We start from the raw sequence: 19,323 nt of genomic DNA, 5'->3' as shown, positions 1-19,323 counted from the left end.
CCCATAAGCATCAAACCCTAAGATCAAAAAAGCAAACCCACGGACTCGCTTTTTTTGTTAGCTCGCTTTTGATGCTGCGTGCTGCTCTACCATAAACGCGATCACTTCTTCGTTTAAGCAAGATTTGCTGATGTATTGGCGTTGTTTACCAAGGTGAAGGATAAAGCCCAAATCAGTTTGTTCGAGTTGGTCGATATCATTCCAAGCGAGGCTGCGGTCAACTTTACCGCTTTTGTAGCGTACGCCATCTGCATTCACTTCAAACACCACTTTACTGCCGCGGCTTGAGCTGATGGTTTGACGCCACAGCCACCAAGTTCTTTTGAAGTAAACGCTGCACGCTTCAATCACACTCAATACGATAAAGAACCAACCGACGTAACCGTTAGGTAGCAGTTCAAACTCCAATAAAACCACACCAAAAATTAGAAAGAGGATCCCTTTCAAATACGCTTGCGGGAACTTAACTGGCTGGCTAGTTTGATCATAACACTCAGCAAAAAATGGCTTGTCGAGTGTGTATTCTGTAGTGAATTCGAAATCTTTAGACATGTATGGTTACTTCAAGGCTTCTGTAAATGAGTATTCTTGGTTGCACTCTTGCAACGCGAGCATTGTAGCGCTTCTCTGGCTTTATCTTTAGCCCTTTTGATGCTGTTTTGTAAATCAATGATAACGAAACATTAGAAGGCCTCGGTGCACTTGCCAAGATCAGACAAGGCGAACCACCTGGCTCGCCTTGTGAATTAATGACCTATGTAACTTCTTGAGGTTTTTACTTTAGAGGGTCGTTGTCTGGCAACGCACTGTGTATCCATACTGCCAGTCGGTGTTTGATGCTTGCGCCGTCTAGCTTACTTTCCGGCAATGGCGTGATCTGTTTTGCATCGACCAAGAATAGGTAAATCGCTTTTACTCTTAGAGGTTGTGGTGACTGAGGAAGGTCAAAACCTTGTAGCTTCGCCATCTTCCCACCAATCTCTAGTGCCTTCTTAACCAGTTTGTCTTCATTGTGAAGCTTGGAGCTTTTTGACATTGATAAATCCTCTTCTTCGCTTCAATTAAGAATACATGAAGTGTCACGTATGGCGTGTTAGTAAGCTCGCATATTGATAAGTTTATGCCTTCTTACCGAGTAACTGATTGAAAAACGACCTTAATTCGTCATCACCAAGATTGAGCAGGTAGTCACCAACATACCATTCAACAATCGATTGATTTGGATGTGCCGTGACTTGCGGGTTACCAAACCAAATGCCCTTTTCCGTGGCAAACGTGTATTGGAGTTCTTTCAACTTTTCACAGCTGAAAGGTAGGATCAGGTACAACATGTTTGCTCGAGGTGCTGCCGAACGGCATTGCCGCAGACACTACATAAGGTGTTCTATTAATGATTTATTTAGAACAGAGATCATGCTCACCGTAAACGAGCCACTTTGGCAAATATGCGGTTTCTGGAATTGTCCAGCCATACTTATCGTATGCCAATGCAGCAAGACCAATCAGTTTCAAAGAAACATTCCCTTTTGGCGAATAGCGAACATCTTCATTCATGTAGAACTGGTAATGCGCCTCTAACGCATCCCTCAGTGCTTCTTGATAATGTGCCTCATCGCCATCGATAATGGCAACAAACACATTCACAAATGGAATAAACAAAGAGTGTACATATGGCACCCTGGTTGATTCTAAATATTGTGGGGAGGATTTCTCCATCACCGTTTGCAATAACTCAGGTAACGCTGATGAATTGCTAAATACACCGTTAACGAACTCGACCAGCGCAACATCAAAAGGATCTTTTAAACGCACTAATGACTCATCCATGATGGTCATCAGCTCTATGCAGCGCCAATCTCTCGCGGCCATCGCTAAACAGATTTCATCCAACCATGCATCCATTGTTCCTTCTGCAATAGAACGGTTACCCACTTCCGAAAAGTGTCGGTGCCCAACGGAAAATTCAACCACTTGGTCTGAATGATTGGCCAGCAAGTACACGTTATTCAGTAACTCAAGCGCTCTTGTTATATAAGCTGGCGAGACCTGATGTTGTCCGTATTTTGAAGCAGTGAAGAATGAATCAAGCGAATACCAAGCGTCGCCTTTCATTCTTTTGAGAGGTTGCTGATAAAAAGATTGTTTTTCATCAAGCATTTCTTCCCAGAAGTTGTAAAAATCTTCATCTTCCTCACGAAAAATACGCAATTTTCTTTCTTCAGGTATCTCTAAATAATGATTCTTCATTGCTTCCATCGTTCCCTAGCCTCGCATTATAAGTTGTTCTAATTTTTTGCCGTGATGATATTCATACTCAAAATCAAGCCGTGAATGATGCCGAAGTTAATTTATAAAATCAATTTATAATCAGTATGCTGTATCGAAAGTTAATGCTTAACTGAAATGAATCGAAAAGCCGAAAAACATTTGAAATATAAGGCTACCGCACAAGCCGCGATGGGTAAGCCAGAACGTACCTGTCCATAAACAGTGGACGACGAACACTGACTTTGTGGAGTAAAGATAGACAGATATTCACCATTGTGTTCGCCTTTCTTTTTCTGTCGCTTTCGATAATACTCTTGCGCAATATTACTCAGCTGGAAAATTTTATGCCTCAAGCAAACTCTGTGGTCGTACTCGACTTTGAAACCACAGGTCTCTCTCCTACTTTAGGTGATCGCGCAATAGAAATTGGTGCAGTAAAGTTAGTCAATGGCGAGGTTGTCGATAGTTTTCAGCAACTCATGAACCCCGGTTTCAGAGTGAGTTCTTTCATTGAGAACTACACCGGCATTACCAACAATATGTTGCGATCGGCACCAAGCTGCGAAGAGGTAATGGCGTCATTTAGTGAGTTCATTGCTGGCGAGAACCTTATCGCTCACAACGCGTCCTTCGATAAACGATTTTTAGATGCAGAGCTTGAACGAATCAACTGTGGTTATTCGGGTGAGTTTGCTTGCTCCTTACTGGTAGCAAGACGGCTCATTCAAGAAGCCCCATCACATAAGCTAGGTGAACTTGTTCGCTATAAAAATATCGACAACGACGGTGTTTTCCACCGTGCACTAGCCGATGCGCAAATGACAGCCAAGCTTTGGCTCTTAATGGTCGAAGGGATAGAAAACTCAGGCGTCGAAAAACCAAGTTTTCAGTTGATGCAAACGGTCAGTAAAACAGCTAAAGGAAAAGTCGACCTGCTACTCGCCAAAAGCCGTGCGTAACACCCTCCGAACTAAAAGCGGATTCTAGTCTCTTCGACGTTTAAGTGATTTTCGATATACATGCGATATTGGCTATATCTGTCAATATCGCAGTGCTTCTTATTCAAAACAAAGATCGCCTGGGTCACTCTATCCTCCAAAACTTCTAAAAAAATCGTGAATGATGTCTCACCGATTTAGATACTCGCTATAGTCACTCGAGACAATACGCAACAATTCGAGGTGTATTCACTGACTACTGATTTGTAAGCGATGATCAACAACGTTTTTCTGTTCTTAGAACAGTTTGCAGCTTTACTCATACTCGTACTGATTTCTGTTTTTGCTGTTGGCTTTTTATTTTTTGGTAAGGAAGCTCAAGAGTTTACACCAAGCATAAAAGGACGTATTACGAAGAACGATACCCCCATAAAGAATGCAAATGTAGTACTTACCATTCGGTCAGAAAATCGTTCTTTCGAACGTAGCTTCACCACGAATACAAATGGGGAATTCAAGTTTGATCCTGTTTTCAGAAAAAGGAATAAAGTTCTAAGTATTTTCGACGGTCTATTTCAAACAATATGCAGTGTAGAAGTGACCACAACCGTTGCCAATCAAAAGGTTGTTATTTGGAAAGGAGTTTTCAGGCATCATGTCATCGGTATGAAGGAAAGAGTAAATATGTCTAATTTAAACTGCGAAGCCACCAACCCCATCAGAAAGTTTGAATTTCAATCCCATGGGGATTCCGTAAGTAGTCAATGTGACTTAAGTGATTACTTAAAAGTAAACAGATAGAGTAATGTTTACTCTATCAAACTCCTCAACTTCCTGATCCGAAAGCGGTAGTTCGCTGGTCTCATCAACCAAACTGGCTTACTATGCCAGGTACCTAAAACGCTTTGTGAGTCACTCATGAGCAGAAAAAATAACAAAAATCTCAGCATTCTTCTTAAACTCAGCACCTTTATTGCACCTTATAAATGGCGGGTTGCGGCGGCCTTGGTTGCCCTTGTCGCGACAGCAAGTTTGACGTTATCCGTTGGCTATGGAGTGCGCATTCTTATCGACCAAGGCTTTGCTCAGCAATCATTGCAAGAGCTCACCAATGCGATTCAGTTTATTGTCGGTGTCACATTGTGTATTGCCATTGGGACTTTCTTTCGCTTTTACCTTGTCTCTGCCGTAGGTGAGCGCGTTAGTGCGGATATTCGCCTTGCGGTGTTTAACCATGTGATTACGCTGCATCCGAGCTATTTTGAGACTAACAGTAGTGGCGACATAATGTCGCGCCTGACTACCGATACCACATTGCTGCAAAGCATTATTGGTTCATCGTTCTCGATGGCGATGCGTAGCGCTTTGATGTGTTTTGGTGCCATCATTATGTTATTCGCTACCAACGTTAAGCTCACGCTGATTGTGCTTGCTTCTGTGCCTTTGGTTCTGGTTCCGATTTTGTTTTATGGACGACGCGTGCGTGCTCTCTCTCGCCAAAGTCAGGACTCAATGGCCGATGTCGGAAGCTACGCTGGAGAAGCGATAGAACATATTAAAACCGTGCAAAGTTTTAGCTCAGAGTCGCATGAACGAGCGGCTTTCGCTGTCGAGGTGGAAAAAGCTTATGAAGTAGGCAGACAGAGAGTAAAACAGCGCGCGATCCTGATATCAGGCGTTATTGTGATTGTGTTCAGCGCGATTTCAGGCATGCTTTGGATAGGCGGCAGCGATGTGATTCACGGAAAAATGTCTGCGGGTGACCTAGCCGCATTTGCGTTTTATGCCATTATGGTTGCCTCATCGACTGCAACCATTTCCGAAGTCATGGGTGAATTGCAAAGAGCCGCAGGTGCTACCGAACGGCTGATTGAGATCCTTCAAGTAGACAGTGATATTAAAGCGCCAAGCAACTATTTGCCTGTCCGTTCCGACATGCCTGCTGAGGTTAACTTTAATTCGGTGAGTTTCAACTACCCTTCTCGACCAAATCAACCAGCAATCAAAGAATTAAATCTAACTGCTGAACAAGGAAAAGTGTTGGCGTTGGTCGGCCCTTCTGGTGCCGGTAAAACAACACTATTCGAACTGCTGCAACGCTTTTATGATCCGCAAAAAGGGCAAGTGTTGTTTGGTGGTGAAGATATTCGACAGTTCGATCCAAACGAGCTTCGACGTCAAATGGCGCTCGTACCACAACAACCAGCGCTGTTTAGCCATGATGTTTTCCATAATATTCGCTACGGTAATCCTGAAGCGACGGATGAACAAGTTATCGAAGCCGCGAAAAAAGCCCATGCCCATGAGTTTATTGAGAAGCTTCCCGAAGGCTATCACAGCTTTTTAGGGGAGCGCGGCGTTAGGCTATCGGGCGGACAAAAGCAGCGCATTGCGATTGCTCGCGCGATTCTAAAAGATCCAAAAATCTTACTGCTAGACGAAGCTACCAGCGCCCTTGATAGTGAAAGTGAACATCACGTTCAACAAGCACTTGAAGCTCTAATGAAAGGACGCACAACGCTGATTATTGCTCATCGTCTTTCGACTATCCAACATGCGGATAAAATTGCGGTGCTCGACAATGGCGAGTTAGTCGATGTCGGTAACCACCAATCATTAATGCAAAGCTGTGAGTTGTATCAGCGACTTGTGGCATTGCAATTTAAGCACTTGGAGTAACGCCTAGTTAAGCGTTCAAAAGTAAGCAAAGGCGGACCAAATAATTTAATAACAGGAGTTTAACGATGTTTTTGTGTCAGTCCAGCGAGCCTTGGCGAGACTAAGAATCTAGCTCTGAGTGGTTAATGAGATAATTTAGACCATGAAGAGCTAGGATAGAAGATCCCACATCATGTCCCATCGTCGCTGTACAAGGTGACGAAATACAAAAGATGCCACTCGCAGTTAAACGAGCGGCATTAAACCAAGCAGCTCGCCTTTTAACAAAGGAATTCCAGTAAGAATCCAGTAACCAGCGTATTCTCCCTTCAACTAGAAATACTCGTTCACAACTACCATATAAAACCCAATCAACTTCATTTGTAACAATTCAGGTTTCAAAAATAGGAAATCATTACTGAAAAAGTTTACCGCGTTTTGTGTTGCTATCTATGGTTACAATGTTTGAGACATCAATGCCTTCAAACCAAGCAACACAAAAGCGGCACCGATATGAACAGCGAAGCGAAACAACTATTTTCTTATCTATGTCAGCGATACGATGCGCTTTCTCAAGAGCTTGAGTCTCGCCCTTTTCCTGAATTTTCTGAGACTATTACTCATCCTCTTGGGCACTGTTTAGTCCGTTGCCCAGCAGGTAGCCAACGCTTTTCTATTGTAGCAGTCAACTTTGCACCCTCCGTTCGCGGGCAAGGCGTGCTTACTGCATTTATCGACTACATCAAAAGCAATCCTTACCACTACCAAGGTGTTGAGGTTGCAATCATTGAAAACAAGAACTTAGCTAAACGGCTTTTGTCTCTTGGCTGGAAGTACAAGTCCCTGTTTGGCAAGATTTTCTTCGCTAGCAAGCCGACCCTAGTAAAGGACTTTCAGTCTGCGTAATAGTTATTACGAAACCGCATCGACATCCAAAGTAAAACCATCACTCAAAATCCGTAAGCATGTTGAAAAAAACTTGGCGATCTTCTGCAGTACTTCCTCGATGAGCAGTGTATTCAACGTGCGCGTCTGCGCTGGCTTTTGGGGATAGATTGATGCCCCATAACGCATTAATTTGGTTTGGTACGATGGAATAACGCATATCAACAATTCGCATTTCATTATTCGGATCCGTCGCTACAAAACCGTTTGAAAACCAACGGAAACGTTCGATGTCTCTTGCTTGTTGCGATTGCGGGTTTAGCCACGGAAATTGCTCTTTTATATTTAACTTTGGAGTTGATTCGCCAGGGTAAATTTTTATTGAACGCCCCACCCTTACGGCATCTACATAGTAGCTCTCTTCCGTTTCATAAATTAGTTTCCAAACCAAAAGATTGCTGAAACTTGGTTTGGCTTTTAATTGTATAGCGTTGTGTTGTCGCTCTTTGACGATTTCCCAACCAGCTACTTCTGCTCTATCTCGCTGGATCATTCCAAGACTTAGGTAAGCCAGGCACCATAAAAATGCAATGCGGGCATAGTTTGGGCTTCGCTTCAGTGCAACAAACAAAAGCAATATTAAAATAGGGAGTGTGAAAGCGGGGTCGATTACCGAAATAGTGTTCCAAGCATAACGCGTGTTGCTTATCGGCCATAGAAGCTGTGTTCCATAACTGGTGCATGCGTCTAATAACGCATGGGTACTATAACCAAGCGCGCAGTAAAACCAACTCTGCCGGAAGCTTAGTCCTCGCTTTTTTGCGAACAATGGATACAACACCAAAGCACAAATGAAACTACCAAACGGGATAAACAAGAGCGAGTGAGTAAATTGGCGATGGTATTCCAAATACAGCAAAGGATCAGTTGAAGAACGGATGAGCACATCTAAATCCGGAGCCATCCCAGAGACCACGCCCAACACGCCAACAACTGCAAGGTTTCGCTTGTTGCTCACGGCCAGTGGCAAAGCTGCACCCAATAAACCTTGCGTTAACGGATCCATCGTTCACTTCCTTTAGATAGATGAAGCTCAGCTGGAAAGCGTACACGCTCAATAGTCGGTTCCAATTTAAAAACCAGAAGGTTCTTCGACATAAATTATCCGCATTTAAGTGGAAAACAATACACGACTTAGTCATGCATTTGCTTGTTTAGCAACAAACACCTTGATTTAGTGTAAGAAGGAATCACGCCGTTCGCTAGTGAACGAACAAATCTGAGTCTAGGCTTGTTTGGTATTTCAAACCCGAAGGTTTATCTGACGCGAAAAAACAAGGCGAACCAAATGGCTCGCCTTGTTTCTAATTTACTGAACGATAAACGACAGGTGTTTAGTCTTGAGGATTCTCTTTCGCGTTGATTTCAGCGTAAGTGTGCAGCAGCTCCGTCAATGTTTTTACCCACGCAAAAACATCCGAAGGTGCATTTTCGATTAGTTTTTCCACTAGAGCACAGTGTGTTTCTAGCGTGATGGCCTCTTCCAAACGGAATGAGATCGCGTAGAAATGCCAAAGCACCAATCGCGTCATTCGCTCGCTATTTTGCTTTGCGTTGTCTGAGTCATCAAACGCTTGTTGAATTTCACTCAGTGCGATTGCTGTCATGCGTAGCATTGCATCAAGACGTGCAGACAACATGCGGTCTTCACTATCCACTTCTTCTTGATCAAAAGTGAACAGCTCATTCATCACGTCTTCTGGCACCATTTTACTGATCATACGAGCACTAAACTCTTCCAGCTCATGGCGAGGCATAGTTACAAGACAATCGAAGGTGTAATCACGAAGCATAAAATCACTCTAGGTTAGAAATCAATTTCAGCCTCGTATTCTAAATATTGAAATTTCAATTGCCAGTGTTAATTTCTATCCATCTACGAAAAACTACAAAACACCGTTGATTGCAATACCAACACCAATCCGCTGCTGATTATGATCATAGTCGATCAAGCTCTTACCATAACCCGCTGAGTATTGTGCGTACCCCTGAACTTTGCCCCAAATCGGAAATGACACACCCAGTTCTGCAAAACCCTTATGTGTTTGAAAGTTCTGGCGACCTAAAAAGGTAAACTCGTAACCATTCCACTTGTAAGCACTCGATAGCTCAAAGTGTCCCATATAGTCTTCGATATCCGGGTTATCATCACCTTTGGGATCATTAGGCGATGTCTTTTCATCTTCAGGTATACGCCACCAAGGCTGGATAGAAACCGCAAAATTGTCTTTTGCAAAGGTTAAGTTGGCATAGACACGGTTCCAACTGCGCGATAGCTCCTGTCTCTGACCGTTAGACTCATGTTCAATACCAAAACCTAACCAAGTCGAACCATCAAGTGGTTTCCAGTCTGTTGGGGTGTAGTAAAAAAGCTCTGGACGATAATTGGTTTCACGGAATGGACGAGATGCTGCACCCGTGTATACCTGCCAAAATGATTTAAGAGTCATTCCAAAAAACAGACCATCGCCATCAAACAACAAGTCATCATAGTTCATTGGTACTTTAAAACTGATTTGGAACTCCGCCTCTTCCTTACGCAGTTCATCGCCGTATTTGGTGTCGGCATACGCGCGTTTATTTACACGATCACTGTATGTAAACGGAAGAATATAGTTAACGCGATGCGCGACCAGACTAAACGGTTCGAACGCGTTTTCTCGTTCTGATTCCAAACGCTTGTCGACCAAACTTTCCTGAAGTTCTTCAGGCTCTTCAATTTCTGGATCAGCGGGCACTGTGCTGGTTACTGTGTCAAGCTCACACTGCGCGCGAATGCTCTTTATGGTTTCTTCACCTTTGCTTTGCTTTATTTTGTCTAGCAAACATAAATCATAAGCACTGGCTGTTTCTCCCATCGCAACTGGCGCTGCCAATAAACTCAGTATTGATATCCCTGCCACTTTTGAAGCCATCTGAAACCCTTAATATTCTTTATGTCAAACCAGATAATTTTAGTTTTTCTTGGTAAACCGCTTGCCATTCTGACGTTAAGGCAATGTTAAATGTCCGCCGACTTTACGTCTTGGATAAATGCAACAGACTTTAGACATATCGGTCAACTATGATCAAAGCGCAAAAAACAACCAAGAGTTGAGCATCATAGATAAAAACCACTCGTTTGCATGATGCTCATTTTATCTATGCAAAATACTGGCTCGTAACTTTGATTGCAAACCCGGCTATGAATAAACCCAAACCATAACCCAAATGCGCCAATGTGCTAAGAAAACGGGCTTTCCAAGGTGTTGGGGTTTTACTCGCAGCAAAACCAAATCCTAGACAAGGTTGAATGACCAAAAATGGGAAGATCAACGTTACCACGCCTGTAATTAAGCTGGGCATTAGACTGGGCTCTACCAACCAATGATGACCAAAAACAGTAACGTGAGCCAAAGCGAAAGTAACGCCGATGGCATAATGCAAAAACCAGCCAAGTGACTTTTCTCCCGGCATCGCCTCTGACGCCATAATTGGCGCATGCATAAGCTTTCCTTGGGGCATGTACAAAACCCAGCGCGCAACCAACGCATAGTTTAATGAAGGAATACCAAACACTCTCCTTTGTAACCATGCCCATAAATCCATTATCAAAGTGGCACCAATCCCTATTAGCACCGCTTGCAATCCCATTAAAAGCAGCATTTTTCTCTCCTCATGTTTTTGATTTGTTAAGGTCTTAGTTGCATGCTACAACTTAAAGCCAACTTGAAGTCAATGGGGAATAATATGGATATTGCAGAAGTGGTTAGAAAATCAGGATTGCCGACTTCAACGCTCAGGTACTACGAACAGCTGGGGTTAATTCGCTCGATAGGAAGGAGTGGATTGAGACGCCAATATTCACCAGAGGTACTCAATACACTCAATTTAATTAGTTTGGGGCGTATCGCTGGAATATCGCTTAACGAAATGGCAGAAATGTTGAATCAATCAGAAGTTTCAAAGCCATATATCGATCGTGACTTACTAACGAAAAAGGCACTTGAGATTGATGAGCAAATAAAACGTTTGAAAGCGGTGCGAGACAGCCTCAACCATGTCGCCACCTGCCCTCATGAGTCACATATGGACTGTTCTTCATTTCAGAAGCTTATGAAGGTCGTAAAGCGTTATGTCCCCCAAAAGCAGAGATGAACCGCTCTCCCTACCTTCCTATTCTTGATTTAAAAGGAAGTAACTCGACATGGAGGGTTACTTCCTCTCATATTACTTAGCTTTCGCTTTTACGTACTTCTTCACTTTTTTCATCGCCATTTTTTGCTTCAGCGGTGAGAGGTAATCAATGAACAAGTTACCCGATAGGTGGTCAATTTCGTGCTGCATCACAATCGCCAAGAACTCATCGCTCTCGATTGTAATCGGGTTGCCATCACGGTCTAGTGCAGACACAACAACTGACGTGTAACGCTCTACATCTGCGTAGTACTCAGGAACAGAGAGACATCCCTCTTGACCAAGTGCTTTGTTTTCTCCGCTCACCACTTCTGGGTTAACCAAGATTAAAGGGTCATTGCGTTCGTCAGAGATATCGATGACAACAACCGCCTCTTTTCTGCCTACTTGGGTTGAAGCTAAACCGATACCATTGCCCGTTGCGTAAAGTGTTTCTAGCATATCGTCTATCAGCGTTTGTACTGTCGATACATCAGTGACTTTTTCTGCTTTTACTTTAAGCCTTGGGTCTGGAATGGAGAGAATTTCGAGGACTGCCATACTTACCTTTCATATCTATAAATCGTAATTCGTGGCGAATTATACACACGTTTCTTGATACATAAACCTGCTAAGCTATCTTGCGCACAAGGCATAAACCATTAACTCAAACTACAACACAATCAATGGGTTTGCCTTTTAGACAAAAAATCCTACAAACAGGAAACTAAAACGCCAGCACATTATGGCTGGCGTCTTGTCATGATCCTAATTGAATCGTTTGTTGTATTTTATCTACTGACTTTCCTTGGCTTTGAGTAACACTCTAATCGCCATTTTCTCACCACTTTTTAAAATTAAGTAGGCGATGCCAATCGTTATTAGCATTATGATAGCAATAAAAATACTTACCCCACCGAGCTCAGATAATAAATAAAACGGAGAAATATCTAACGACATTAAGATAAGAGAGAACACTACCAAACTTGCTAAAGTCCACAGTAAAACAGCATACCATCTTGTTTTTGATGGCATTACATCTCCAGTCTTGTAGCCGAAGTAATAACCAACACTCATGGCTGGGATTAACGTGCTAAGAAAGCCTGTACCACTCATTTCTATCCCAACAATATATTCAATGGCCAACAGCAATGCAGCCCAACAAACGGACGCCAGACACAACAGAGACGTAACAAGAAGTACCGATGGTGGCTGGTTTATTTCTGATTCTGAATAGTTATTTTTTAATTCCACTTTCATTTCTTTCCATTTATTTGAATAAAATAAGCGTTTTAGATCATGCTTCCGCTTGGACAACCTAGAGAAACAACACCGCCATAACTCGTTGTTGGCGTAACTACCATGACTAAATCAACAGGAAGAAACACAACGTCCGTTGCTAAAGACAAAGGAATGTCAATCAATGATAGTGGGTATAACGCGATAGAAGTAATATCAGCTCTTAAATAGCAAGGTTGTCGTGCGACTGATAACGCGGTGCCTGAAAACGGCTTTCCGTATCCGCCACCAGCATGCGCATCTATAGACGAACACCCCACCATTAAAGATGCTGACACCACAAGAAATACAACTTGTAGCTTTTTAAATAGTTTTATTTTCATTTAACCTAGATTCCAACTAACTATTATTTTTACAACTAAACCCTCTCTCAAATTGTATGTTCAATGAATTTACTCATATGGGCCAAGTGCAACCATGTTAATACGTTCTATGTATTAGAAACAATTCATTTATTTCCAATGACACTAGTGAGATCATGCGACGTGATTGGAATCTCACTTAAGTTTTCATGGATCTATCGCGCTGAAAATTGAAGCCTCTACCTGTCATAGAATAAAAAGCCGTCAAAACCAGTGGTTCTGACGGCTTTTTGTAAGCGCCCTGTGGGCAATACCTACACCATTACTGCTTGAAGCTTATCTAGTGACAGACCTAGATAGCTAATAGTCGCACTTGCTGTCGGAGGATTTTATTGGCTTTTACGCGGACTTTAACCAACACATCACCATCGACCAACCTAAGGTCGAATATTGGTGAATGTCGCGATGGTGACTCCATCACTTTGTGACGACAACGATTTTACGTCTGCGCTAAAGTAATACGGATTAAGTGGCATTTTACTCTCGGCTAGTCGCGCGTAGTAAAGCTTGGCGGGCTGTTTTGCCATTTGTTGCGCGTACAAATACCCGACCAACGCATGTTCAAACTGGTGGTAACCATTTCCCCAATGGAACGCTTTGGTTGATTTAGGACTCAGACCGACTCCTCCATATTGATGATCCACCCATACGTCCATAAAAGTGGGTAACGTGTATTGAAGCGTTTCTTTCATCGAACCATCGACAAGAGAAACTGTCATTGCCGCTTGATCGAGCTCTGCCCATTCCCAAGACGAGCTATAGTGCTTGTATGGTCTTGATTGCCAAGCAGGAATGCTCTCTTGCGTCCATTTACTCTGCCATTCTGGTGAGAAAAGCGCTTTGACTTGCTCAAAGTTTTGCTGGTATTGCGCTTGCTTAAGCGTGTGTTTCATTCCTTTGAAACCAAACTCTGTCCACTTTGAATTTTCCAACAACTGACCTGTCAGATACGTCATCCAATACGCCTTGATGGTGTGTCCAAAATCATTGTGTTTCGCATCTGGCATCATTACCGCTTTGTGGTGTATCGCGCCATAAAAGCGCTGCTCTTTGACGGAATGGTAGTTATCTATCATCACTTGCGTCAGCCATTGCAGATCTTGCTTCCACTTGGCTTGCGCTGGCGGTGGTAAAAGTGGCGCCGTTAACAACAGATAGCCATTGATCTGGTCAAGTTGAGCGACTAGCTCTTGCTGCTTCGCACTTTCCCCATCACCGTCTTTCAAAACCCACGCCAGACCGCGATCATCGCTTCGTCGGTATTGTTTAAATATAAACGCTTGCTGGTCGATAAGCGCTTGTTCGACCTTTGGATCTTGAGTCAAGTAGTAGTACATCGCCAAACCCACTAAGGCGTATGCTTGGTCTTGAGAAGTTCGTTGTTGCCACTCCATCCCCGGTTTCCCACTACGCGTAAAGCTCACAAAGCCGCCGTTTTTCTCATCTTGTAGATGATCAATCAGGTAATAAGCCCCTTTCTTTGCCAGCTCTAATGCTTGCTTGTCACCCGTAAGATGAAAAAGCACGCCATAAGCGTAAATTTGGCGCGATTTCATGCGGGTGTATTCGCGATCGAAGTGCGGGCTAATCCACCCTTCGTTTAATTCTCCACACGGCTTTTGTGGGTCGAGAATGACACCGTTATCACAACGAAAAGTCGGAAAATTCCCCGCAGGTTGTCCATGCGCGCTTTCCATCATCCAATATGGGGCTAGGCCATTCGTCACATGGTTTAACCAATCATCCCCCGAAGGCAGGCCTACATCAGCAAAGCTGCTCATGCTCGTCGTTGCGAGCAATAAGGTAAGATATTTAAAAGACATAACACTCAATTAAGTTATTGAATTTTATCCAGTATAAATAACTCCCTTTACGCATATTGTTGTCGTGCTCACAATAGCCTTACGCATTTGTTTGCATCAATCATCTTTCAGCCTTGTTCGATGACTGAGCCGAGAATAAACGCTACTCTGTCTTCGACTGACATTTTGGGCACTTCGATCAATTGATAACCAAATTTGTGATAAGCGTTGACCATCTGTTGATACGTAGCCACCGTTTCAGAAAAATCTTGCTTTCGCTCTTCGTCGTTGCTGAATATCGACGTCCACGGTGGAAAAATGAATACTTGAGAATGATAACGAAGCATCTGGCAATGCGTGATGAGCTCATGCGAGATTGGAAGTTGTTCCAACTTACTGTAGCCATATACGTCCACAATACTGCGATCAAAAAACACGTCCCCTTGGTGGGCATTGAAAGCTCGGTAATTACTCACTTCTGCCTTCATCATTTCGTCTCGAAAAGCTTGTTTGTCATTCCAAGGTAATGCTGAACCGTGATTGGCAACCTGCGTTTGTATTATTTGACGGCCGGTTTCTGGCGCGCAGATAAAGCCTTGTGTTTTTAGTTGTTCGATAACCGAGGTTTTTCCTGCACCGGGACCACCAGTGAATACGATGAGTTTGTTCAAAATCTTTTCCTTATTTTTTGTTTGAGTGAAGTAATGCGTGTACAGCCAAGAAAATTGGCATCATTTGGCGTTTGAAATTGGCATGGCATTTGGCACGCCAGCGTTAAGCGAGATCGTTAGTGGAAAGTTTTGGGGTAGAAATGAGCAGTGAAAAATATTGATGAAATGAAAGCTTAAACGGCGTGTTCAGCGTTTATGAAAAACGGAGGAATTTTGAGCGAACCAAACGTACCCAAAATATTGGGTTAGGAAATGGTGCGATTGGTTCTGCTGGTTAACACGTCAATTGGATATCTATATCAAGAAAATGGCACCTAAGCCTAAGAACGCAAAGAAACCGACGACATCGGTAACGGTCGTCAATACTACCGAGCCAGCCACGGCGGGGTCAATGTTAAACTTTTTCAACGTGAATGGTATCAACGTACCCGATGCCGCGGCCGCCAAACTATTGAGGAAAATGGCACAGCAAATAATAAGCGCCAATGGCAAAGAGTCAAACACCATGTAAACGACACCCGCGATCACCAATCCCATAATTAAACCATTAATGGTGGCGATTTTTAATTCCTTATTCACCAATAGCTTCAAGTTACTTTGGTGCAAGTGGTTCAATGCGATACCCCGAATGGCCACCGCTAAGGTTTGGCTACCTGCGATGCCGCCCATACTCGCCACAACGGGCATTAAGATAGCAAGCGCAACGACTTGCTCGACCACATTATCAAAAAGCCCAATAATGGCGGAGGCTACGAAAGCGGTCAGCAAGTTAATCACCAACCAAAGTGCTCTTAGCCTTGTCGCCACGCTTAATGGTGTGAACAAATCTTCTTCGCTTCGTACGTTTTCTGCCACTACAGCTTGTAGGCTGAGTTCGCGCAACGTAATCGCAATGGTCGCCATCGACAAGACGCCCATAATTTTGCCACCAGCCATGATAGGAAACCAATGTGCTCCACCATCAATCGAGACTTGTTTGCTGACGCTTTGAATCGTTTGAATATCTTCTAGAATTGGCGTAACTACGGTCAAGTCGGTAAGTTTGATATGATTTTCGTGCAGCAACAGGGTATGCGGCTCTATCGTACCAATCACACCACTTGCATCACGCACAATAATCAACCGCACAGGACTTTGCCCGCGTTTTAGCAGCTCGGTTTTTATGCCTCCTACGCTGTTTTTAGGGTTTGCGACCAGAAAGTGAGGCTCGGCATAACGTCCAACTTTGTTGTCTTCATACGACAATGCTTGTTGGATATGCGCGACAGACTCTTCACTTTGATCAATAAGGTATTCATCTACAAATTCGGTCGGTAGAAAGTCCGCAAAGATGATCAGTTCTGAATCCGTTATGTACGCCAAGCGTTCATGTTGTAATTCTTTATTGAGTGATTGATGAATGTGCTTGGCGGTGTCGTATCGGAGCAAATTTAATACCGTCCAATACTTCTCAGGCGGCACTACTTCTATGACACGTTTACGGTAAGCAATGTTGACCGATTCCAAAATGTTCGCAATCTGTGCTTCTTGATAGTCTTTCAAAAAGCTCAAGTCTTCGGTCGATTCTATCGCTTTAATGATCTCAGCAAGCAAATGTGGCACTTTGCGGTTAATTTGCAATTGGTTGGAATCTATCATTACTTTTACCTATAGCTTTCACTACCACATTCGCCGCATTGACGATATGTGCTATCCGAAGGCATGAATTCTTGATGTTAAAATTCTAGGCGATAGTTGACTTAATTGCGGAATTTATATTTCGCTCGCAGAAACAAAACGCCTCTGCATCAGTTCATGGTATAGACTTGAATGTGTGTCAGGCTCATTCGCCTTGTTTGATAATGGAGTAATCAATGGCACCTGTATTTTTTCTGACTCAGCAGGCCGCCTTACCAAGTCGTAAGGTGCTTCGTAAAGTGATTCAATTTTCGACAGCGTTGGCTCAGCCTATTGTGGTTTTAGTGGAAGACCATCGCCGAAGTGAAGATCACGCATTCGCTCATTTTCTCAGTTTCAACTCTGACCATATAGAAAAAAGACAAGCTGAGTTTGAAGCTTGGACCTTAAAGTTCAACGCATTAATTTTCGAACTTTGTGAAGAAGAAGAGCTTGAAACACCAACGCTCTCTTACGAGCATTTCAAAGGGAGCCATTGGGTTGAGCAAGTTGCGAAACGACTTGTTGACCACACTGACTTACTGCTCGTGGGACACTTTAACAAACACGAGATTCAAACGATGCTCACAGAACTAGCACAACAAGATTGCGACTTGTTGCTACTGAGTGAGCGGTCATGGCCTTCTCACGCCAACATGCTTTGTGCAATCGACCCACTTCATCGAGGGGATGAAAAGTCGATAGTAGATAAAGCCATCGTCTCGCGAGGCTCAAAATTAGAACAAACCTTAAGCGGGAAAATGACGCTCGTTTACTGCCGATACGTCGCACCATACCTCTCTCGCTATCGTGCAGAGATATTAAGCAATCAAAAAGCAGGCATTACAGATTTTATTAGTGCGCAAAAGTTAACGCGAGTTCCATTACTATTACCGGAAGGAAACCCTGAAACGGCGTTACCAAAAGCAGTTAAGCAATCACAAGCAACGATTTTGATTATGGGGGCATGTAAACGAAGCATGTCATCTCAATTTTGGTCTGGCAGCACTGTAGACACGTTACTTGACCAACCACCTTGTGACCTACTGTTGGTCAACAGTTCCAAGGGCTGACTAGGTATTCCCTATTAACCAACCCTTTCAATACCAAGCGCAGTTATTGGCTCTTTACATCTTCTAACTGCGCGGCTTCATGCTCTGCGTTCAAGGCTTGTTTCTGCTGCTGTTTTATCTCATCCCAACTGCGTCCCGACTCAATCGCAGATACACGCTGATCGTATTTGTTGCAGGCTCTTTCGAGTACTTTCTCAGGATCTATGCCCTTTTCTCTTTCCAGCGCTTTTAATACGTTAAGATAGTTCCACAACACATCGCCTAACTCGTCTTCCAAATGACAAAGGCGATCCTCACGAATCTCTTCGCGGACTTCATCAACTTCTTTGCCAATGGCCTCCAGATAAGTCTCTACGCCTTTAAACCAAGTGTTGGTTTGGTCATATTGAGATTTTCTCGTCGCAATTACATACAGCTCATCAAATTTCTTCATTGCCTCTCCGTAGAACACGTTTTTATTTATGCCTTTTTAGGACGAATAAACTTCCCTTTAGCCGTCACTCTAACTTCGCTTTCGACCCGCAATTGAGCCACCAGTTGATATATACCGCGTCGTTCACCTTCACAGTGTGCAGTAATCGTGACTCGATCATCTAACTGAATAGGTGCATGGTAGCGCACATCCAACTGCGCCGTAAGGGCTTGAATGTCTCTAGATAACAAACAATGCGTCATTGCACCATCGAGAAGCGAACTGGCAATACCACCATGCAACAGGTCTGTGTAACCTTGATGACGCGGTAAAACGTGAAACTCTCCGACAACAGAACCATCGGCTAGGTATTGGTAGTTCACGGCCAAAGAGTTCGGATTCACATTAATTGAAGAATAAACCGCACATTGATGATGAGATTCGTGAGTGTAATGACAATAGCTGTTTGTAGACATGATAGTTACTCGGTTTCTCAAAAGAGTAATTAGCATATGCCAACAATTAAAAAGAAACGGCGAGTAATCTTTGTTTGCATGTTGCAGGGCCAGCAACCTCGCTTTTCATAACACTAAATAATCATTTTAATAATTAACGATAATTTCCAGTTTATTTAGAGTGGCGATATGGTTTGCATAGTGATTACGCAACGTTATGAAAAGGCGACTTATGAAGTTTCTCCACACGATGATCCGTGTAGCTGACCTAGACAAATCTATCGAATTTTATACAAAAGTTCTGGGAATGAGTGTTTTGGATCGTTTTGAAAACCAAGAATACCGTTACTCACTGGTGTTTGTTGGTAACACTGATCAACCAGATGGCGCGACCATCGAGCTAACTTATAACTGGGATACCGACAGTTACGACTTGGGTAACGCATTCGGACACATGGCACTGGGGTCTGAAGATATTTACGCCGCTTGCGAAAAAATTAAAGCGCTTGGTGGCAACGTTACTCGCGAGCCAGGTCCAATGAAAGGCGGAGAAACTCACATCGCCTTCATTAAAGATCCCGATGGTTACCAAATCGAACTCATCCAAACTCAAAAATAACGAGGTTTCC

The 19,323-nt window shown here is 43.3% G+C and carries 22 protein-coding genes and 1 pseudogene; 7 read left to right on the top strand and 16 right to left on the bottom strand.

All coding sequences use genetic code 11. The features are described from left to right. Positions 1-57: 57 nt before the first annotated feature. The 4 genes and pseudogenes from R7P69_RS07240 to R7P69_RS07225 form a co-directional block, all read right to left on the bottom strand. Positions 58-552, bottom strand: coding sequence for a YcxB family protein (locus R7P69_RS07240; RefSeq protein WP_033906521.1), 495 nt, complete (start codon positions 550-552; stop codon positions 58-60). Between the two features lie 223 nt (positions 553-775). Continuing rightward, positions 776-1,036 (bottom strand): DUF5062 family protein, encoded by a 261-nt coding sequence (locus R7P69_RS07235; RefSeq protein ID WP_005376453.1) that lies wholly within the window; start codon positions 1,034-1,036, stop codon positions 776-778. An 82-nt stretch (positions 1,037-1,118) separates the two neighbouring features. Beyond that, positions 1,119-1,343, bottom strand: a pseudogene (locus tag R7P69_RS07230) (hypothetical protein); the annotation flags it as partial. A 52-nt stretch (positions 1,344-1,395) separates the two neighbouring features. Continuing rightward, positions 1,396-2,256: an immunity 49 family protein gene (locus R7P69_RS07225; protein WP_238952676.1), complete on the bottom strand. Its 861-nt coding sequence runs from the start codon at positions 2,254-2,256 to the stop codon at positions 1,396-1,398. A gap of 356 nt (positions 2,257-2,612) precedes the next feature. On the opposite strand from R7P69_RS07225, the gene R7P69_RS07220 reads away from it, so the two are divergent. The 4 genes from R7P69_RS07220 (at position 2,613) to R7P69_RS07205 (ending at position 6,770) form a co-directional block, all read left to right on the top strand. Then, positions 2,613-3,227: a PolC-type DNA polymerase III gene (locus R7P69_RS07220; RefSeq protein WP_005376459.1), complete on the top strand. Its 615-nt coding sequence runs from the start codon at positions 2,613-2,615 to the stop codon at positions 3,225-3,227. A 252-nt stretch (positions 3,228-3,479) separates the two neighbouring features. Next, positions 3,480-4,007 (top strand): DUF6795 domain-containing protein, encoded by a 528-nt coding sequence (locus R7P69_RS07215; RefSeq protein ID WP_033906518.1) that lies wholly within the window; start codon positions 3,480-3,482, stop codon positions 4,005-4,007. Between the two features lie 117 nt (positions 4,008-4,124). Continuing rightward, positions 4,125-5,885, top strand: coding sequence for an ABC transporter ATP-binding protein/permease (locus R7P69_RS07210; RefSeq protein WP_258618675.1), 1,761 nt, complete (start codon positions 4,125-4,127; stop codon positions 5,883-5,885). A gap of 492 nt (positions 5,886-6,377) precedes the next feature. Next, positions 6,378-6,770 (top strand): hypothetical protein, encoded by a 393-nt coding sequence (locus R7P69_RS07205; RefSeq protein WP_005376463.1) that lies wholly within the window; start codon positions 6,378-6,380, stop codon positions 6,768-6,770. 40 nt (positions 6,771-6,810) lie between these two features. Here R7P69_RS07205 and R7P69_RS07200 read toward each other — a convergent pair whose 3' ends face one another. The 4 genes from R7P69_RS07200 to R7P69_RS07185 all read right to left on the bottom strand — a co-directional run bounded on the left by R7P69_RS07200 (position 6,811) and on the right by R7P69_RS07185 (position 10,454). Then, complete coding sequence (locus R7P69_RS07200; protein WP_154204330.1) at positions 6,811-7,815, bottom strand: metal-dependent hydrolase; 1,005 nt, start codon at positions 7,813-7,815, stop codon at positions 6,811-6,813. 328 nt (positions 7,816-8,143) lie between these two features. Then, positions 8,144-8,602, bottom strand: coding sequence for a hypothetical protein (locus R7P69_RS07195; RefSeq protein ID WP_005388759.1), 459 nt, complete (start codon positions 8,600-8,602; stop codon positions 8,144-8,146). Between the two features lie 93 nt (positions 8,603-8,695). After that, on the bottom strand, positions 8,696-9,724 hold the full coding sequence (locus tag R7P69_RS07190; protein ID WP_017820977.1) for a phospholipase A: 1,029 nt from the start codon (positions 9,722-9,724) through the stop codon (positions 8,696-8,698). A gap of 226 nt (positions 9,725-9,950) precedes the next feature. Then, positions 9,951-10,454 (bottom strand): DUF2938 domain-containing protein, encoded by a 504-nt coding sequence (locus R7P69_RS07185; protein ID WP_005376471.1) that lies wholly within the window; start codon positions 10,452-10,454, stop codon positions 9,951-9,953. Between the two features lie 84 nt (positions 10,455-10,538). Between R7P69_RS07185 and R7P69_RS07180 the strand changes: the two genes are divergently transcribed. Then, complete coding sequence (locus tag R7P69_RS07180; protein WP_238952679.1) at positions 10,539-10,946, top strand: helix-turn-helix domain-containing protein; 408 nt, start codon at positions 10,539-10,541, stop codon at positions 10,944-10,946. Between the two features lie 72 nt (positions 10,947-11,018). Here the strand turns inward: R7P69_RS07180 and def are convergent, their stop codons facing one another. The 6 genes from def to R7P69_RS07150 all read right to left on the bottom strand — a co-directional run bounded on the left by def (position 11,019) and on the right by R7P69_RS07150 (position 16,736). Continuing rightward, positions 11,019-11,525 (bottom strand): peptide deformylase, encoded by a 507-nt coding sequence (gene def / locus R7P69_RS07175; RefSeq protein WP_017635324.1) that lies wholly within the window; start codon positions 11,523-11,525, stop codon positions 11,019-11,021. Positions 11,526-11,759: 234 nt separating this feature from the next. Beyond that, positions 11,760-12,224: an ABZJ_00895 family protein gene (locus R7P69_RS07170; RefSeq protein WP_017635325.1), complete on the bottom strand. Its 465-nt coding sequence runs from the start codon at positions 12,222-12,224 to the stop codon at positions 11,760-11,762. Between the two features lie 32 nt (positions 12,225-12,256). Then, positions 12,257-12,586, bottom strand: coding sequence for a YceK/YidQ family lipoprotein (locus R7P69_RS07165; protein WP_017820979.1), 330 nt, complete (start codon positions 12,584-12,586; stop codon positions 12,257-12,259). A gap of 416 nt (positions 12,587-13,002) precedes the next feature. Further along, the gene (locus R7P69_RS07160; protein ID WP_238952680.1) at positions 13,003-14,448 is read right to left on the bottom strand and encodes an AGE family epimerase/isomerase; all 1,446 of its coding nucleotides are present in this window, start codon (positions 14,446-14,448) and stop codon (positions 13,003-13,005) included. A gap of 107 nt (positions 14,449-14,555) precedes the next feature. Next, positions 14,556-15,098, bottom strand: a complete 543-nt coding sequence (locus tag R7P69_RS07155) for an AAA family ATPase (RefSeq protein ID WP_054577844.1) — start codon at positions 15,096-15,098, stop codon at positions 14,556-14,558. A 294-nt stretch (positions 15,099-15,392) separates the two neighbouring features. After that, complete coding sequence (locus R7P69_RS07150; protein WP_054577843.1) at positions 15,393-16,736, bottom strand: magnesium transporter; 1,344 nt, start codon at positions 16,734-16,736, stop codon at positions 15,393-15,395. A gap of 215 nt (positions 16,737-16,951) precedes the next feature. Here R7P69_RS07150 and R7P69_RS07145 point away from each other — a divergent pair, with 215 nt between their 5' ends. Continuing rightward, positions 16,952-17,827: a universal stress protein gene (locus R7P69_RS07145; protein ID WP_238952681.1), complete on the top strand. Its 876-nt coding sequence runs from the start codon at positions 16,952-16,954 to the stop codon at positions 17,825-17,827. A 43-nt stretch (positions 17,828-17,870) separates the two neighbouring features. Here R7P69_RS07145 and R7P69_RS07140 read toward each other — a convergent pair whose 3' ends face one another. Together R7P69_RS07140 and R7P69_RS07135 are read right to left on the bottom strand one after the other, a co-directional pair. Next, positions 17,871-18,260, bottom strand: coding sequence for a MazG nucleotide pyrophosphohydrolase domain-containing protein (locus tag R7P69_RS07140; RefSeq protein ID WP_238952682.1), 390 nt, complete (start codon positions 18,258-18,260; stop codon positions 17,871-17,873). Between the two features lie 26 nt (positions 18,261-18,286). Beyond that, the gene (locus tag R7P69_RS07135) at positions 18,287-18,715 is read right to left on the bottom strand and encodes a PaaI family thioesterase (RefSeq protein ID WP_238952683.1); all 429 of its coding nucleotides are present in this window, start codon (positions 18,713-18,715) and stop codon (positions 18,287-18,289) included. A 211-nt stretch (positions 18,716-18,926) separates the two neighbouring features. On the opposite strand from R7P69_RS07135, the gene gloA reads away from it, so the two are divergent. Next, positions 18,927-19,313 carry a lactoylglutathione lyase gene (gene gloA, locus R7P69_RS07130; RefSeq protein WP_017635331.1) on the top strand — a complete coding sequence of 129 codons (387 nt, stop codon included), beginning with the start codon at positions 18,927-18,929 and terminating at the stop codon, positions 19,311-19,313. Positions 19,314-19,323: the final 10 nt, after the last annotated feature.

It is taken from the genome of Vibrio sp. 661 (genome assembly GCF_033339315.1).
Classification (GTDB): domain Bacteria; phylum Pseudomonadota; class Gammaproteobacteria; order Enterobacterales; family Vibrionaceae; genus Vibrio; species Vibrio alginolyticus.
This window is presented reverse-complemented; position numbering and strand designations above follow the sequence as displayed.

Bases quoted from the DNA above. Each gene is read 5' to 3' on its own strand.
- R7P69_RS07165 (WP_017820979.1), bottom strand. From the start codon at position 12,586: ATGAAAATAAAACTATTTAAAAAGCTACAAGTTGTATTTCTTGTGGTG.
- R7P69_RS07170 (WP_017635325.1), bottom strand. From the start codon at position 12,224: ATGAAAGTGGAATTAAAAAATAACTATTCAGAATCAGAAATAAACCAG.
- R7P69_RS07180 (WP_238952679.1), top strand. From the start codon at position 10,539: ATGGATATTGCAGAAGTGGTTAGAAAATCAGGATTGCCGACTTCAACG.
- R7P69_RS07205 (WP_005376463.1), top strand. From the start codon at position 6,378: ATGAACAGCGAAGCGAAACAACTATTTTCTTATCTATGTCAGCGATAC.
- R7P69_RS07220 (WP_005376459.1), top strand. From the start codon at position 2,613: ATGCCTCAAGCAAACTCTGTGGTCGTACTCGACTTTGAAACCACAGGT.
- R7P69_RS07210 (WP_258618675.1), top strand. From the start codon at position 4,125: ATGAGCAGAAAAAATAACAAAAATCTCAGCATTCTTCTTAAACTCAGC.
- R7P69_RS07160 (WP_238952680.1), bottom strand. From the start codon at position 14,448: ATGTCTTTTAAATATCTTACCTTATTGCTCGCAACGACGAGCATGAGC.
- R7P69_RS07150 (WP_054577843.1), bottom strand. From the start codon at position 16,736: ATGATAGATTCCAACCAATTGCAAATTAACCGCAAAGTGCCACATTTG.
- R7P69_RS07135 (WP_238952683.1), bottom strand. From the start codon at position 18,715: ATGTCTACAAACAGCTATTGTCATTACACTCACGAATCTCATCATCAA.
- R7P69_RS07185 (WP_005376471.1), bottom strand. From the start codon at position 10,454: ATGCTGCTTTTAATGGGATTGCAAGCGGTGCTAATAGGGATTGGTGCC.
- R7P69_RS07240 (WP_033906521.1), bottom strand. From the start codon at position 552: ATGTCTAAAGATTTCGAATTCACTACAGAATACACACTCGACAAGCCA.
- R7P69_RS07140 (WP_238952682.1), bottom strand. From the start codon at position 18,260: ATGAAGAAATTTGATGAGCTGTATGTAATTGCGACGAGAAAATCTCAA.
- R7P69_RS07225 (WP_238952676.1), bottom strand. From the start codon at position 2,256: ATGGAAGCAATGAAGAATCATTATTTAGAGATACCTGAAGAAAGAAAA.
- def (WP_017635324.1), bottom strand. From the start codon at position 11,525: ATGGCAGTCCTCGAAATTCTCTCCATTCCAGACCCAAGGCTTAAAGTA.
- R7P69_RS07190 (WP_017820977.1), bottom strand. From the start codon at position 9,724: ATGGCTTCAAAAGTGGCAGGGATATCAATACTGAGTTTATTGGCAGCG.
- R7P69_RS07145 (WP_238952681.1), top strand. From the start codon at position 16,952: ATGGCACCTGTATTTTTTCTGACTCAGCAGGCCGCCTTACCAAGTCGT.
- gloA (WP_017635331.1), top strand. From the start codon at position 18,927: ATGAAGTTTCTCCACACGATGATCCGTGTAGCTGACCTAGACAAATCT.
- R7P69_RS07200 (WP_154204330.1), bottom strand. From the start codon at position 7,815: ATGGATCCGTTAACGCAAGGTTTATTGGGTGCAGCTTTGCCACTGGCC.
- R7P69_RS07195 (WP_005388759.1), bottom strand. From the start codon at position 8,602: ATGCTTCGTGATTACACCTTCGATTGTCTTGTAACTATGCCTCGCCAT.
- R7P69_RS07235 (WP_005376453.1), bottom strand. From the start codon at position 1,036: ATGTCAAAAAGCTCCAAGCTTCACAATGAAGACAAACTGGTTAAGAAG.
- R7P69_RS07215 (WP_033906518.1), top strand. From the start codon at position 3,480: ATGATCAACAACGTTTTTCTGTTCTTAGAACAGTTTGCAGCTTTACTC.